This is a genomic window from Streptococcus hongkongensis (genome assembly GCF_053206145.1).
Map to the genome: position 1 here is coordinate 1 of NZ_JBRUGD010000019.1, position 14,457 is coordinate 14,457.

12 protein-coding genes and 3 tRNA genes are annotated in these 14,457 nt (G+C 32.2%); 11 read left to right on the top strand and 4 right to left on the bottom strand.

Features of this window, described 5'->3' with window-relative positions; genetic code table 11:
- Nucleotides 1-205: 205 nt before the first annotated feature.
- Entirely contained in the window at nucleotides 206-1,825 is a 1,620-nt protein-coding gene (locus ACVRZD_RS09875) for an ATP-binding cassette domain-containing protein (protein ID WP_447450466.1), read from the top strand.
- A gap of 53 nt (nucleotides 1,826-1,878) precedes the next feature.
- Entirely contained in the window at nucleotides 1,879-4,470 is a 2,592-nt protein-coding gene (locus ACVRZD_RS09880; protein WP_037627670.1) for a YfhO family protein, read from the top strand.
- Nucleotides 4,471-4,491: 21 nt separating this feature from the next.
- Here ACVRZD_RS09880 and ACVRZD_RS09885 read toward each other — a convergent pair.
- The 3 genes from ACVRZD_RS09885 to ACVRZD_RS09895 all read right to left on the bottom strand — a co-directional run bounded on the left by ACVRZD_RS09885 (nucleotide 4,492) and on the right by ACVRZD_RS09895 (nucleotide 5,756).
- Nucleotides 4,492-4,565, bottom strand: a tRNA-Asn gene (locus ACVRZD_RS09885).
- A 34-nt stretch (nucleotides 4,566-4,599) separates the two neighbouring features.
- A tRNA-Glu gene (locus tag ACVRZD_RS09890) sits at nucleotides 4,600-4,671 on the bottom strand.
- Nucleotides 4,672-4,799: 128 nt separating this feature from the next.
- Nucleotides 4,800-5,756 (bottom strand): IS30 family transposase, encoded by a 957-nt coding sequence (locus ACVRZD_RS09895; protein WP_447450467.1) that lies wholly within the window; start codon nucleotides 5,754-5,756, stop codon nucleotides 4,800-4,802.
- 186 nt (nucleotides 5,757-5,942) lie between these two features.
- Here ACVRZD_RS09895 and ACVRZD_RS09900 point away from each other — a divergent pair.
- A tRNA-Arg gene (locus tag ACVRZD_RS09900) sits at nucleotides 5,943-6,016 on the top strand.
- 51 nt (nucleotides 6,017-6,067) lie between these two features.
- Here the strand turns inward: ACVRZD_RS09900 and rlmH are convergent.
- Complete coding sequence (rlmH, locus tag ACVRZD_RS09905) at nucleotides 6,068-6,547, bottom strand: 23S rRNA (pseudouridine(1915)-N(3))-methyltransferase RlmH (RefSeq protein WP_037627399.1); 480 nt, start codon at nucleotides 6,545-6,547, stop codon at nucleotides 6,068-6,070.
- Nucleotides 6,548-6,740: 193 nt separating this feature from the next.
- Between rlmH and ACVRZD_RS09910 the strand changes: the two genes are divergently transcribed.
- From ACVRZD_RS09910 to pth, 8 genes are all read left to right on the top strand, one after another.
- Complete coding sequence (locus tag ACVRZD_RS09910) at nucleotides 6,741-7,952, top strand: S1C family serine protease (RefSeq protein WP_037627397.1); 1,212 nt, start codon at nucleotides 6,741-6,743, stop codon at nucleotides 7,950-7,952.
- 75 nt (nucleotides 7,953-8,027) lie between these two features.
- Nucleotides 8,028-8,801 carry a ParB/RepB/Spo0J family partition protein gene (locus ACVRZD_RS09915; protein WP_037627395.1) on the top strand — a complete coding sequence of 258 codons (774 nt, stop codon included), beginning with the start codon at nucleotides 8,028-8,030 and terminating at the stop codon, nucleotides 8,799-8,801.
- Nucleotides 8,802-9,037: 236 nt separating this feature from the next.
- Complete coding sequence (gene dnaA / locus ACVRZD_RS09920; protein WP_037627394.1) at nucleotides 9,038-10,399, top strand: chromosomal replication initiator protein DnaA; 1,362 nt, start codon at nucleotides 9,038-9,040, stop codon at nucleotides 10,397-10,399.
- A 155-nt stretch (nucleotides 10,400-10,554) separates the two neighbouring features.
- Nucleotides 10,555-11,688, top strand: a complete 1,134-nt coding sequence (gene dnaN, locus ACVRZD_RS09925; protein WP_037627391.1) for a DNA polymerase III subunit beta — start codon at nucleotides 10,555-10,557, stop codon at nucleotides 11,686-11,688.
- Between the two features lie 221 nt (nucleotides 11,689-11,909).
- Nucleotides 11,910-12,107 (top strand): DUF951 domain-containing protein, encoded by a 198-nt coding sequence (locus ACVRZD_RS09930; protein ID WP_037627382.1) that lies wholly within the window; start codon nucleotides 11,910-11,912, stop codon nucleotides 12,105-12,107.
- Between the two features lie 119 nt (nucleotides 12,108-12,226).
- Nucleotides 12,227-12,607, top strand: coding sequence for a helix-turn-helix domain-containing protein (locus ACVRZD_RS09935; protein ID WP_080730877.1), 381 nt, complete (start codon nucleotides 12,227-12,229; stop codon nucleotides 12,605-12,607).
- 92 nt (nucleotides 12,608-12,699) lie between these two features.
- Nucleotides 12,700-13,815 carry a redox-regulated ATPase YchF gene (ychF, locus tag ACVRZD_RS09940; RefSeq protein WP_037627381.1) on the top strand — a complete coding sequence of 372 codons (1,116 nt, stop codon included), beginning with the start codon at nucleotides 12,700-12,702 and terminating at the stop codon, nucleotides 13,813-13,815.
- A gap of 71 nt (nucleotides 13,816-13,886) precedes the next feature.
- Entirely contained in the window at nucleotides 13,887-14,456 is a 570-nt protein-coding gene (gene pth / locus ACVRZD_RS09945) for an aminoacyl-tRNA hydrolase (RefSeq protein ID WP_037627379.1), read from the top strand.
- Nucleotide 14,457: the final 1 nt, after the last annotated feature.

The window sequence follows — 14,457 nt, forward strand, 5'->3', positions numbered from 1 at the left end:
GAAGATTACTTGGAACAATTATTTGGAAACAGAGGGTAAGAAAATGACCCATTTAAAAAGCTATCTTTTCAAAAAAGATGTGAGGGCACAAAAAGGTGAGGAGAAAGTTTTCATGCGAAAGGCGTGGTTATCACCCCTTTTCTAATTGAAAAAAGGGGCTTTTTCATGTACAATGAACAATAGATAAATAATATGAGGTGAAAAATTGCTTACAGTTTCTGATGTATCGTTACGTTTTAGCGATCGAAAACTTTTCGATGAAGTTAATATTAAATTTACAGCCGGTAATACCTATGGATTAATTGGTGCAAATGGTGCCGGAAAATCAACCTTTCTGAAAATTCTCTCAGGAGATATTGAGCCTTCTACAGGACATATTACTTTAGGTACTGACGAACGTTTATCAGTGTTACGTCAAAATCATTTTGACTACGAAGAAGAACGCGCCATTGACGTTGTTATCATGGGGAATGAGCAATTATATAGCATCATGAAAGAAAAAGATGCTATATATATGAAAGAAGATTTTTCAGAAGAAGATGGTGTTCGAGCTGCTGAACTTGAAGGAACATTTGCTGAATTAGGTGGATGGGAAGCAGAGAGTGAAGCTTCTCAATTACTTCAAAATCTAAATATCCCTGAAAGTCTTCATTTCCAATCTATGAGTGAATTAGCTAATGGTGATAAAGTTAAAGTTCTTTTAGCTAAAGCCTTATTTGGTAAACCTGATGTTCTTTTACTTGATGAACCGACCAATGGTCTTGACATTCAATCTATTGCTTGGTTGGAAGATTTCTTAATTGATTTTGAAAATACCGTTATTGTTGTATCCCATGACCGTCACTTTTTAAATAAAGTATGTACACACATGGCTGACTTAGATTTTGGAAAAATCAAACTTTATGTTGGTAACTATGATTTTTGGAAACAATCTTCCGAATTAGCTGCACGTCTCCAATCAGATCGAAATGCTAAGGCTGAAGAGAAAATCAAAGAACTACAAGAGTTCGTTGCACGTTTCTCAGCAAATGCTTCTAAATCTAAACAAGCGACATCTCGTAAGAAAATGCTTGATAAAATTGAGTTAGAAGATATTATCCCATCAAGTCGTAAATACCCATTCATTAACTTTAAATCGGAGCGTGAAATGGGAAATGACTTTTTGACAGTTGAAAATCTTTCTGTTACTGTTGATGGTGAAAAAATCATTGATAATATTAGTTTTATTCTTCGTCCAGGAGATAAGACAGCAATAATTGGTCAAAATGATATTCAAACAACTGCACTAATGCGTGCTTTAGCAAATGATATTCCTTATGAAGGTACAATCAAATGGGGTGTGACAACTAGTCGCTCATATCTTCCTAAAGATAATAGTAAAGATTTTGATACAGATGAATCTATCTTAGAATGGCTTCGCCAATTCGCCGAAAAAGGCGAAGATGATGATACTTTCTTAAGAGGTTTCTTAGGACGTATGCTATTCTCTGGTGATGAAGTGAAAAAATCTGTCAATGTCTTATCTGGTGGTGAAAAAGTTCGTGTTATGTTATCAAAATTAATGCTTTTAAAATCAAATGTATTAATACTTGATGATCCAACAAATCACTTGGACCTAGAATCAATATCAAGTTTGAATGATGGTATTAAAGATTTCAAAGAATCTGTTATATTTGCCAGTCATGACCATGAATTTATTCAAACTATTGCTAATCATATTGTTGTTATTTCAAAAAATGGGGTCATTGACCGTATTGATGAGACCTACGATGAATTCCTTGAAAATTCAGAAGTTCAAGCAAAAGTGGAACAACTTTGGAAATAAAAAGATAAGGCGGAAACGCCTTATTCTTTTTTTAAAATTAGAAAGAATAAGATATGACCGCAAAAAAAATATGCCAATCTATCATTTATCATAGTATCAGTTTTCTCATTCCACTAATCATTATGTTTTTTGTCCTCTATTCAAAAGACATTTATTATAGTGGCCCAAAAACTATTTTAGCAAGTGATGGTTTTCATCAATATGTTATTTTTGCTCAAAATTTGAGAAATATTCTCCATGGAAAAGATAGTATATTTTACACTTTTACTAGTGGGTTAGGATTGAATTTTTATGCTTTAATGAGCTATTATTTAGGAAGTTTTCTCTCTCCATTCTATTACTTCTTTACATTGACAACTATGCCAGATGCTGTCTATTTATTTACACTGCTAAAATTTGGTTTGATCGGTTTGTCCTCTTATTATGCTTTTCATAGAATATATCCAAAAGTTCATGAATTCTTTATACTATCCTTATCAATTTCATTCTCACTAATGAGTTTTTTGACAAGCCAATTTGAAATTAATACTTGGTTAGATGTCTTTATTTTGGTTCCTTTAGTATTATTAGGATTAAATCAATTAATTAAGGAAAGTAAATTCTTCCTTTACTATGCTTGCTTAGCAACCTTATTTTTCCAAAATTATTATTTTGGTTATATGTTGTCACTATTTCTTTTACTTTACACGATTGTTTTATTAATAGAAATTGATAGTTGGAAAAGTCGTTTACATAGTGCATTTAATTTTATAAATCTCTCTATTTTTGCAGCCTTAACAAGTGCTATCATGATATTACCTGCTGTAAAGGACTTGTCAAGTCATGGTGAAAAATTGACACCTGTTCTTAAAATCTTTACAGAAAACACTAGTTTTTGGGATTTACTTGCTAAGAACATCATTGGAACATATGATACAACCAAGTTTAATTCTATCCCAATGCTTTACAGTAGTTTATTTCCTTTATTATTAACAATTCTTTACTTCACACTTTCCAATGTAAAGTGGCAAAGTAAAATAGCACATGCAACTTTACTATTAATTATCCTCATTAGTTATTATATTCAACCTTTAGATTTATTTTGGCAAGGAATGCATGCTCCCAACATGTTTTTACATCGTTATTCATGGACTTTTTCCTTAATACTAGTCTTGATTTCTGGGAAAACGTTGACTAATTATAACAACATAAAACCGATAACTATTGGCAGCATGTTTACAATACTCAGTGTTTTACTTTGTCTTCCGTATTTTCTCACAAGCAAATTTGAATTTCTAACACTTCCTTTATTACTTTTGACACTTGCCTTTTTAACTGCCTATACCTTACTACTTGTTAGTCATAAGGAAACTAAATTACCAATTTTGTATTTGACAATCTTTACACTATTCTTTACAGTCATGGAAATATCTGTCAATAGTTATTACATTGTTTCTGGTTTAGAAAAAGAATGGGGTTTCCCACTAAGAGACGGGTATCAGAAAAATTTAAAAGAGATTGATAGCCTCGTAAAGGAAACACAAACTAAATCTGATGAGTTTTTTAGAACAGAAAGAATGCTTCCACAAACCGGAAATGATAGTATGAAATTCAATTACAACGGTATCTCACAATTTTCATCTATACGAAATACTGCTTCGAGTAAAGTACTTGATCGACTAGGTTATAAATCAACAGGAACAAATCTTAATTTACGTTATCAAAATAATACAATTATTATGGACAGTCTAATGGGGGTCAAATATAATTTATCTCCAGCTCCAATTGACAAGAATGGTTTTCATAAAATCAAGGAAAATGGACATACTAGCCTATATCAAAATGATTTAGCCTTAGGACTTGGAATTTTGACTGATACACCTTTTAAAACACATTCCTTTACAGTGAATACACTTGACAATCAAAAATTTTTGTTAAATCAACTAAGTGGATTACAATTAAATTACTTTAAGGAAATTCCATACCAAACTACAAATTTTGAAACTCATTTAGACAAACGAATTACTGCAAAAGCAGATAATAGTTCACTAGATACTATTGTTTCTTATCAACTTACTGTTCCAAGTCATTCTCAACTCTATTTAAGTGTTCCAAATATTAATTTTTCAAATGATAATTCAAAACGAGTTGTTATTAAAGCTAATAATCATAGCCAAGAATTTTCAACCGATAATAGCTTTACTTTTTTTGATTTAGGCAATTATCAAAAAAATAAAACTATTACAATTGATCTCATCTTTCCCAAAAATAAAACGATATCCTATGATTCACCTCATTTTTATCACTTAGACACAACTGCTTATCACGCAGCTATTAAAACACTTAAAGATAGAGATATTTATACAACTACAAAGAAAAATAAGGTTTATAGTTATTATTCTTCAAAAACTAATGGCTCAATTTTTTATACTATTCCCTATGATAGAGGGTGGTCTGCTGAAATTAATGGAAAAAAAGCTAATCTCAGAAAGGCTCAAAATGGATTTATGGTTCTAGATATCAAAAAAGGAAAGGGAAAAGTCAAACTTACTTTTATTCCAAATGGATTTAAGATAGGAATTATAATGTCCCTACTTGGTATCATTCTATTTATGTTATATTCATTTTTTCACACAATTTGCATCAGAAAAGCCTTGTCTAAATAACTAGACAAGGCTTTATTTGTACTCCGGCAGTAGGACTCGAACCTACGACATCATGATTAACAGTCATGCGCTACTACCAACTGAGCTATGCCGGATAAAAAAAATTGTCATTAATTGACAATTTAATTATAGTCCGTACGGGATTCGAACCCGTGTTACCGCCGTGAAAAGGCGGTGTCTTAACCCCTTGACCAACGGACCAGAAGTTGTGTGGGAGTTATTTCCCCATAACACTCTTATTATTATATCAAAAGATCTGAGTTTGTCTACACTTTTTTGAAAAAATATAAATTTTTTTATTTTGCCCCAATTGTCAAGTCAAGTGCAAGTTAGCCAGCCAAGAAAAACTCTTTCGGAGATTTGTAACCTAGTATTTTTTTAGGATAGTTATTTATCCAATTTTCAATGAATGCGACCTGTTTTAGGGTTGCATTCTTACTTCCCTTAGGTAACCACCGGCGAATGAGTCTATTATGATTTTCATTTGTTCCTCGCTCCCATGAGGCATAAGGATGTGCATAATAGATGTGTTCAGGGTCAAAAACCTCAGATAAGCGACTAAACTCTGTCCCATTATCCGCTGTAATGGAGTTGATTTGATAGTCCTTCAAAATAGCCAACAAGGCTTGATTAACTGAAGTGGTAGACTTATCAGGAATGATACGGATAATCTGATAGCGACTCTTTCGGTCTGTCAGGGTCAATAAGCACTCATTTTTAGCTCTCGTCTGAATAACGGTATCAATCTCAAAATCACCAATATTCTCACGATTATTGATGTCCTCAGGGCGCTCATCAATTGACTTGCCGACAGGCTTAAAGTTAGGGCTAGCTTCTTTCTTTTTAGTCCTTTTTCGTCTAGGATAAAGCAGTGCTTCTTCAGTAATGCCAAGATGTCCGTGATGGATCCAGTAGTAAATTGTCGAGATGGGGGCATCCACACCTTTGGTTCTCACCATCATTTCAGGCGAAAGCTTCTGGTTCATATAATGCAAAATCTTTTCTTTAAGTTCCTTGGTGAGAGAAACTTTCTTAAAAGAGCGTTTACGGTTATTGTCATAGATGTTTTGTGCAAAGTTAGCTGAGTAAACCAGCTCATACTTTCCCTTACGGATTAGTTGCCTAACTTGCCCATGCTTGACTTCATTGTTAATGGTTTGGTGGACTTTGCCAAGCAAGCGTGCTACTTCACGATGTGATTTTCCCTCATCAATTACCCATCGTTGTATATTTCTACGATCAGTTAGTGTTAACTGTTTACCTTTTGGTGTATAATAGTTTTGCATCTCAGAGACCTTCCAATTGTTGTTGTGGTAGATTACAATTATATCTCTCTGAGATGTTTTTTGATACCCTTGAATAGCTAACTTCATTTTAGAACTTTCATTATTACTTTCGATTGACAACTCAGCCTTGTTTAGCAAAAATATATTGACAAAATCCCTTTATTTTTGTTAAACTAGTGTAGTTGAGGTCTCATAGCTCAGCTGGATAGAGCATTCGCCTTCTAAGCGAACGGTCGCAGGTTCGAATCCTGCTGGGATCAAATAAAAACCAAAGATAGTCATCTTTGGTTTTTTGTTTCACGTGAAACCTCTTACTTATGGTATGGACTTCCTTCTTGAATCATAAAAGCTCTATAGACTTGTTCAATTAATACAAGGCGCATTAATTGATGTGGTAATGTCAGCAATCCAAAACTCATTAGTAAATTTGCTCGTTTCTTAATTTCATCAGATAAACCTAGACTCCCACCAATGATAAACGTAATATCTGAGTAACCATTTAAGGTAGTCTGAGCTAGGACTTGACTGAATTTTTCTGATGGTAATTGTTTTCCTTCAATTGCTAATGCAATCACAAAATCTCTTTGCCCAATTTTTTTCGATATTCGATTAGCTTCTTTTTGCATAATTTTTATATTTTCTGCATAGCTAGCTTTATCTGGCGTTTTTTCGTCTGATAATTCTATCATTTCAAACTGACAAAAACGACCTAAGCGTTTTTTATATTCCGCTATACCTTCTTTTAGATAGTTTTCTTTAAGCTTTCCAATTGCTATTATTTTTACTTTCATATACCTATTGTAACACGATTTATATCTATTAACTGAATTAGGTTCTATTATTCTTTAAAAAAATTTAATATAATTAATTTATCCATAGGTTAGTAAAGTTTTCCACAGGTTGTGGATTTCTTTTCTTTTTCTTTTATTTAAGGTATAATTAAGCAGTATTTTATAAGATGATAAAAAAGTTGGAGGTAAATCTGTGTCAAAATTAAAACATTTCTCAAAAGTACTTCTTTATGTAATAGCTGGTTTTATTGGGGGATTAGTTGCCTTCTTTATACTGAATTCAATTGGACTAACACAACAGTCTAATGAAAATAATTCATCTAATGTAACCAGTACAAGTAAAGTTACCTATAATAATACAACAAGTACTACAAAAGCCGTTAAAAAAGTTCAAAATGCCGTTGTTTCTGTCATTAATTACCAAAAATTAAATCCCCTCTCATCTGATAACTATAATAATTTATTTGGAGACAGTAGTGAAACTAAGCAAACCGATGATGGTTTATCAATTTTTAGTGAAGGATCTGGAGTTATCTATAAAAAAGATGGCAAAGATGCTTATATTGTTACAAATAATCACGTTATCAAGGGAGCTAAAAGAATTGAAATTCTTTTAGCTGATGGTTCCAAAACTGTAGGAAAATTAGTTGGTTCTGATACTTATTCTGATTTAGCAGTTGTAAAAGTTTCGTCTGATAAAATTAAATCTGTTGCAAACTTCGCTGATTCTACAAAAGTTAATATTGGGGAAATTGCAATAGCAATCGGTAGTCCACTTGGAACTAAATATGCCAATTCTGTTACAGAGGGGATTGTTTCTAGTCTCAGTCGCACAGTTACTCTTAAAAATGAAGAAGGAAAAACTATTTCAATGAATGCCATTCAAACAGATGCAGCTATTAATCCAGGTAATTCTGGAGGTGCTTTAATCAATATTGAAGGACAAGTTATTGGAATTAATTCAAGTAAAATTTCTACAAGATCTCCTGGTTCAGGTGGTACAGTAGAAGGAATAGGATTTGCGATTCCTTCAAATGATGTTATTAAAATTATTAATAAATTAGAAGAAAAAGGTGAAGTAATTAGACCAGCACTTGGAATTTCAATGGTTAATCTTGGTGACTTATCTACGGATGCCTTATCTCAATTAAAGATTCCTAAAGATATGACAAGTGGTATTGTTGTAGCTTCTGTCAATGAAAATATGCCTGCTTCTGAAAAACTAAAACAATATGATATCATTACTGAAGTTGACAATAAAGCAGTTAAAACAACTAGTGATTTACAAAGTGAACTTTACGGTCATAATATCAATGATAATATAAAACTTACTTTCTATAGAGGTAATGACAAGATGACTGCTACTATTAAATTAACCAAAACAACTAAAGATTTAGAAAAATAAGTATGTAACTTATTGACAAGTAACGTCAAATACCTTTACAATATTGTAAAGGTATTTTTCTTTTGAAAGGTAATTATGATAGAACATTTAAAAAAACTACCCATTTCTGATATTGTTGCAAATCCCTATCAACCTAGATTAAATTTTGACACAAAAGAATTAATGGAGTTGTCGCATTCTATTAAAATGAATGGCTTAATTCAACCAATAATAGTCAGAAAGTCAGATATCTTTGGCTATGAATTAATCGCAGGAGAAAGAAGACTCAGAGCGTCTCAATTAGCAGGTCTAACAACAATTCCTGCCGTCATCAAAGATGTGTCTAATAAGGATAGTATGCATCAAGCTATCATCGAAAATTTACAACGTTCAAATTTAAATCCAATTGAAGAAGCGAAGGCTTTTCAAAATATACTTAATAAAGAAGAGATGACTCATGAACAGCTAGCACTTTACATGGGAAAATCACGTCCATATATTACAAATAGTCTCAGACTACTACAGTTACCTCTATCAATACAACAAGCAATAGAATCTCATCATATTTCATCTGGACATGCGCGTGCCCTATTAACAATTTCAGATAAAAAAGAGCAAGAAAATTATTTTAAGCAAATTATTTCTCAAAACTTAAGTGTTCGTCAAACAGAAAAGTTAGTAAAAGATAAAGATCAGAAAAAAATAATAAAAAATAAACAAAATATTTTTTCTCAAGCCATTGAAAAAGAGTTAGCTAAAAGTCTTGGTTTGCCAATTGAACTCCATCAAAATAAAAATGGTAGTGGACAAGTAAAATTAGTTTTTTCAAATACAGAAGAATTAAACAGAATTATCAACAAGTTACAATAGCTTGTTGATAGTCTGTTTTTTTATATCATTATTTTCCACAACTAAAATAGAGCTTAACCTCAGTAATTTACTGGATTTATAAAAATATCCACAACTTGTGGAAAAGTGTTAATCACATTGTTAATAAAAAGATCCACAAGTTGTGGGTAACTATTAAATTAGGTTATAAGACTGTGGAAAACTTTAATATTTTGTGTTAGAATAGTCCTAGTATTTATCACTAGAAGGAAGCTACCATGACAGAAAATGAACAAATTTTTTGGAACCGAATATTGGAATTAGCTCAAAGCCAACTAAAACAAGCGACATATGAGTTTTTTGTACTAGATGCACGACTTATTAGCGTTGATAATCATATTGCTACGATTTATTTAGAACATATGAAAGAATTATTCTGGGAAAAAAATCTTAAGGATGTTATTCTAACAGCTGGTTTTGAAGTTTATAATGAACAAATCACTGTGAAATATGTCTTTGAAGAAAGCTTAACTAATGAAGTTGTTGCTGAGTTACCAGGACGAATGACTGCTAGTAGTCAAACTATATCCAGATTACCAGTCATTAATTCAGACTTAAATCCTAAATATGGTTTTGATAATTTTATCCAAGGGGACGAAAATCGTTGGGCAGTTGCAGCCTCGATCGCTGTTGCAAATACACCAGGTTCTACATATAATCCACTATTTATTTGGGGCGGTCCTGGTTTAGGAAAAACCCATTTATTAAATGCAATTGGTAATTCCGTTTTACAGGATAATCCACATGCAAGAGTCAAATATATCTCTGCCGAAAATTTTATTAATGAATTTGTCACACACATTAGACTAGATAAGATGGATGAATTAAAAGAAGTATTTAGAAACTTAGACTTACTTCTTATTGATGATATTCAATCTCTTGCTAAAAAAACCTTAGCTGTAACACAAGAAGAATTTTTTAATACGTTTAATGCGTTACATGATAACAATAAGCAGATTGTTTTGACTAGTGACCGTACTCCCGATCATTTAAATGACTTAGAAGAACGATTGGTAACCCGCTTTAAATGGGGATTAACTGTTAATATTACTCCTCCTGATTTTGAAACACGAGTTGCTATTCTAACAAATAAAATTCAAGATTATAGTTTTACTTTTCCTCAATCAACTATTGAATATTTGGCCGGTCAATTTGATTCTAATGTACGTGACCTTGAAGGGGCACTCAAAGATATTAGTTTAGTTGCCAATTTTAAACAAATTGATGTTATTTCAGTTGAGCTTGCCGCAGAAGCTATTAGAGCAAGGAAACAAGATAGTCCAAATAAAATTACAGTTATTCCAATTGAAACTATTCAAGAACAAGTTGGTAAATTCTATGATGTTACTGTAAAAGAAATTAAAGCGACTAAACGTACTCAAGATATTGTATTAGCTAGACAAGTAGCGATGTATCTTGCCCGTGAAATGACTGATAATTCTTTACCTAAGATTGGAAAAGAATTTGGAGGTAGAGATCACTCAACAGTCCTTCATGCTTATAATAAAATAAAGAATATGATTGTTGACGATGAGAGCCTCCGGATTGAAGTAGAAACTATCAAAAATAAAATCAAATAAACATGTGGATAAGTTATAAAAATGATACTAACTTATTAACAAGTTATAAACAACCTATAAACTTTATAGGTTGCCTATTGAGCTAACTTTTCCACCTTATACACAAGACCTACTATTACTACTAACTATTATACTTATAAACTAAAGGAGTTCCCATGATTCAATTTTCTATAAATCGTTCCCTTTTTATCCAAGCATTAAATGCTACTAAAAGAGCAATAAGCAGTAAAAATGCTATCCCAATTCTTTCAACAATTAAAATTGAAGTTAACCAATCAGATATTACATTAACAGGATCAAATGGACAAATCTCAATTGAAAATACTATTCCTGTAAGTAATGAAAATGCAGGTTTATTAATTTCTTCTACAGGATCTATTCTATTAGAAGCAAACTTCTTTATTAATATCATTTCAAGTCTTCCAGATGTTTCATTAGATTTTAAAGAAATTGAACAACACCAAGTTGTTTTAACTTCAGGAAAATCAGAAATTACCCTCAAAGGTAAAGATGTGGAACAATATCCTCGTTTACAAGAAGTTTCGACAGATAATCCACTGGTGTTAGAGACTAAATTATTAAAATCAATTATTTCAGAAACAGCATTTGCTGCAAGCTTACAAGAAAGCCGCCCAATTCTGACAGGTGTGCACATTACGTTAAGTAATAACAAAGATTTCAAAGCAGTAGCTACTGATTCCCATCGTATGAGTCAACGTCTCTTGTCTCTTGAGAAATCTGCTAATAATTTTGACGTTGTCATTCCAAGTAAATCATTAAGAGAATTTTCTTCTGTTTTTGGTGACGATATTGAGTCTGTGGAAATCTTTTTTTCACCTAGTCAAATTTTATTTAGAAGTGAACACATTTCCTTCTATACAAGATTGTTAGAAGGAAATTATCCTGACACTGATCGTTTATTGATGACTCAATTTGAAACTGAAGTTGTTTTCAACACACAATCTCTTCGTTATGCTATGGAACGTGCATACTTAATTTCAAATGCAACTCAAAATGGTACAGTTAAGCTTGAAATTACAGCTAATGATGTAACAGCTCATGTTAACTCCCCTGAAGTTGGTAAGGTAAATGAAGAATTAGATACTGTTGAAAAATCAGGTAATGATTTAACTATTTCATTTAACCCTACTTACCTAATTGAATCATTGAAAGCATTGAAGAGCGAGACTGTTAGAATTCGTTTCATCTCACCAGTGAGACCATTTACCTTAACTCCTGATGATCAAGAAGGTTTTATCCAATTAATTACACCAGTTCGTACAAACTAAAGGGAGAGTGGGACAAAAATCAGTCATTTCCTAGAAATTTGATTTTGTCGTCCCACCGCCGCAAAGTTTAGTAGGGCTGTAAAAGTTGATTTTCAACGTATTAGAGCCTACTCAACCACTGCGTCATTTTATACATCAGTCTACAAGAAAATGAAGCTGAGAACCTTTGTCCTAGCTTCTTTTTGGTATGATATTACAAAAGATATGAAAAAGGAGTTAGCATGTATCAGTTAGGATCATTGGTGGAGATGAAAAAACCACATGCTTGTACAATAAAAGCAACAGGAAAAAAAGCTAATGAGTGGAAAATTATCAGACTTGGAGCTGATATAAAAATTCAGTGTTGTAATTGTAATCATATTGTCATGATGAGTCGTTATGATTTTGAAAGAAAGTTAAAAAAAGTATTGCAACCTTAAAAAGCGTGTTTAAATCACTGTTTACAAATAATTTGCTACTTATAGTTGCTTGAAAAAGTGCTAGATTTTTAAGAAAATACTTATTACTATAGAGTTATCAACAGAAAGGAACATCTATTATGAATAAGTTTTCAGAACAGTTAAAACAGTTACGACTTGAAAAAAATTTTTCACAAGATTACTTAGCAGAGCAACTCTTTATTTCAAGGCAAGCTATTTCCAAATGGGAAAATAATGAAGCATGTCCAGATATGACGAATTTAATTAAACTAGCTACGATTTTTGAAGTTAGTTTAGATCAATTAATATTGGGGAAAAGTCCAGGATTAATCGTAGAACGGATTGTTGAGAAGGAACCTCTTGATATCAAATTAGTTATCAGGAATTTCTGGTTAATTTTTGGAAATATTTTAATAGCCCTATTTATGTTATATACGATTTTTCTTTTTCTTGATTTTTTAGGAATAGCACCTCAGATATTAAGGCAATTATTTTCGTGATTCATTATTTAGTCTGTCATTTGACAGGCTTTTTTGATAAATAGTATGCTATAATAATACTGATTGAAATTTTGAACGGAGATTATTCATTTATGGCTTTAACAGCTGGAATTGTCGGTTTACCTAATGTTGGTAAATCAACTTTATTTAATGCAATTACAAAAGCAGGAGCAGAGGCTGCTAATTATCCTTTTGCAACGATTGATCCTAACGTTGGAATGGTTGAAGTACCTGATGAACGTTTAGATAAATTAACAGAATTGATTACACCTAAAAAAACAGTACCTACAACTTTTGAATTTACAGATATCGCAGGTATTGTTAAAGGTGCCTCAAAAGGTGAAGGATTAGGTAATAAATTCTTAGCTAACATTCGTGAAGTAGACGCTATTGTTCACGTGGTTCGTGCCTTTGATGATGAAAATGTCATGCGTGAACAAGGTCGTGATGATGCTTTTGTGGATCCTATTGCTGATATTGATACAATTAATTTAGAATTGATTTTAGCAGACTTAGAATCTATCAATAAACGATATGCGCGTGTTGAAAAAATGGCACGTACACAAAAAGATAAAGAATCTCTTGCTGAATTTAATGTCTTACAAAAAATTAAACCAGTTCTTGAAGATGGTAAACCAGCACGTACAATTGAATTTACTGAAGAAGAAGCAAAAGTTGTTAAAGGATTATTCTTATTAACTACAAAGCCAGTTCTTTATGTTGCTAATGTGGATGAAGACCGTGTTGCTGAACCTGATAATATTGATTACGTTAAACAAATTCGTGAATTTGCTGAGACTGAAAATGCAGAAGTAGTGGTTATTTCCGCACGCGCAGAGGAAGAAATTTCAGAACTTGATGATGAGGACAAGGCAGAATTTTTAGAAGCTATTGGTCTTACAGAATCGGGTGTGGATAAATTAACACGCGCAGCTTATCATTTATTAGGCTTAGGAACTTACTTCACAGCTGGTGAGAAAGAAGTTCGTGCATGGACTTTTAAACGTGGTATTAAAGCACCTCAAGCTGCCGGTATTATTCACTCTGACTTTGAGAGAGGATTTATTCGTGCAGTAACCATGAGCTATGATGATTTAATTGCTTATGGTAGTGAGAAAGCTGTTAAAGAAGCGGGTCGTCTTCGTGAAGAAGGAAAAGAATATATTGTTCAAGATGGCGATATTATGGAATTCCGTTTCAATGTATAAGTGATAAAGAAATAAGTCAGAAGGTTGGAAATCATTTCCAGCCCTTTTGCTATTTATAGAAAGAGTATACAATGGTAAAAATGATTGTTGGTCTGGGTAATATTGGATCAAAATATGATAATACAAAACATAATGTTGGTTTTATGGCAATTGACCGTCTGGCTAAAGGTTTGAATGTTAATTTTTCTGAAGATAAAAATTTCAAAGCTTTAGTTGGATCAAGTTTTATTAATCAGGAAAAAGTCTATTTGGTCAAACCAACTACCTTTATGAATAATAGTGGAATTGCTGTGAAAGCATTATTAACTTATTATAATATTGCCGTAGAAGATTTTATTGTTATCTATGATGACTTAGATATGGAAGTCGGCAAAATAAGATTCCGTCAAAAAGGCTCAGCCGGTGGTCATAATGGGATAAAATCAATTATTGCTCATATTGGAACACAGGAATTTGATCGGATTAAAGTTGGAATTGGTCGTCCACAAAATGGAATGACAGTGATTAATCATGTCTTAGGAAAATTTGATAAAGATGATGCCATTACTATCGACTTAACACTAGATAAAGTTACTGATGCTGTTGATTTCTATTTGAAAGAAACAGACTTTGAAAAAACTATGCAGAAATATAATGGGTAAG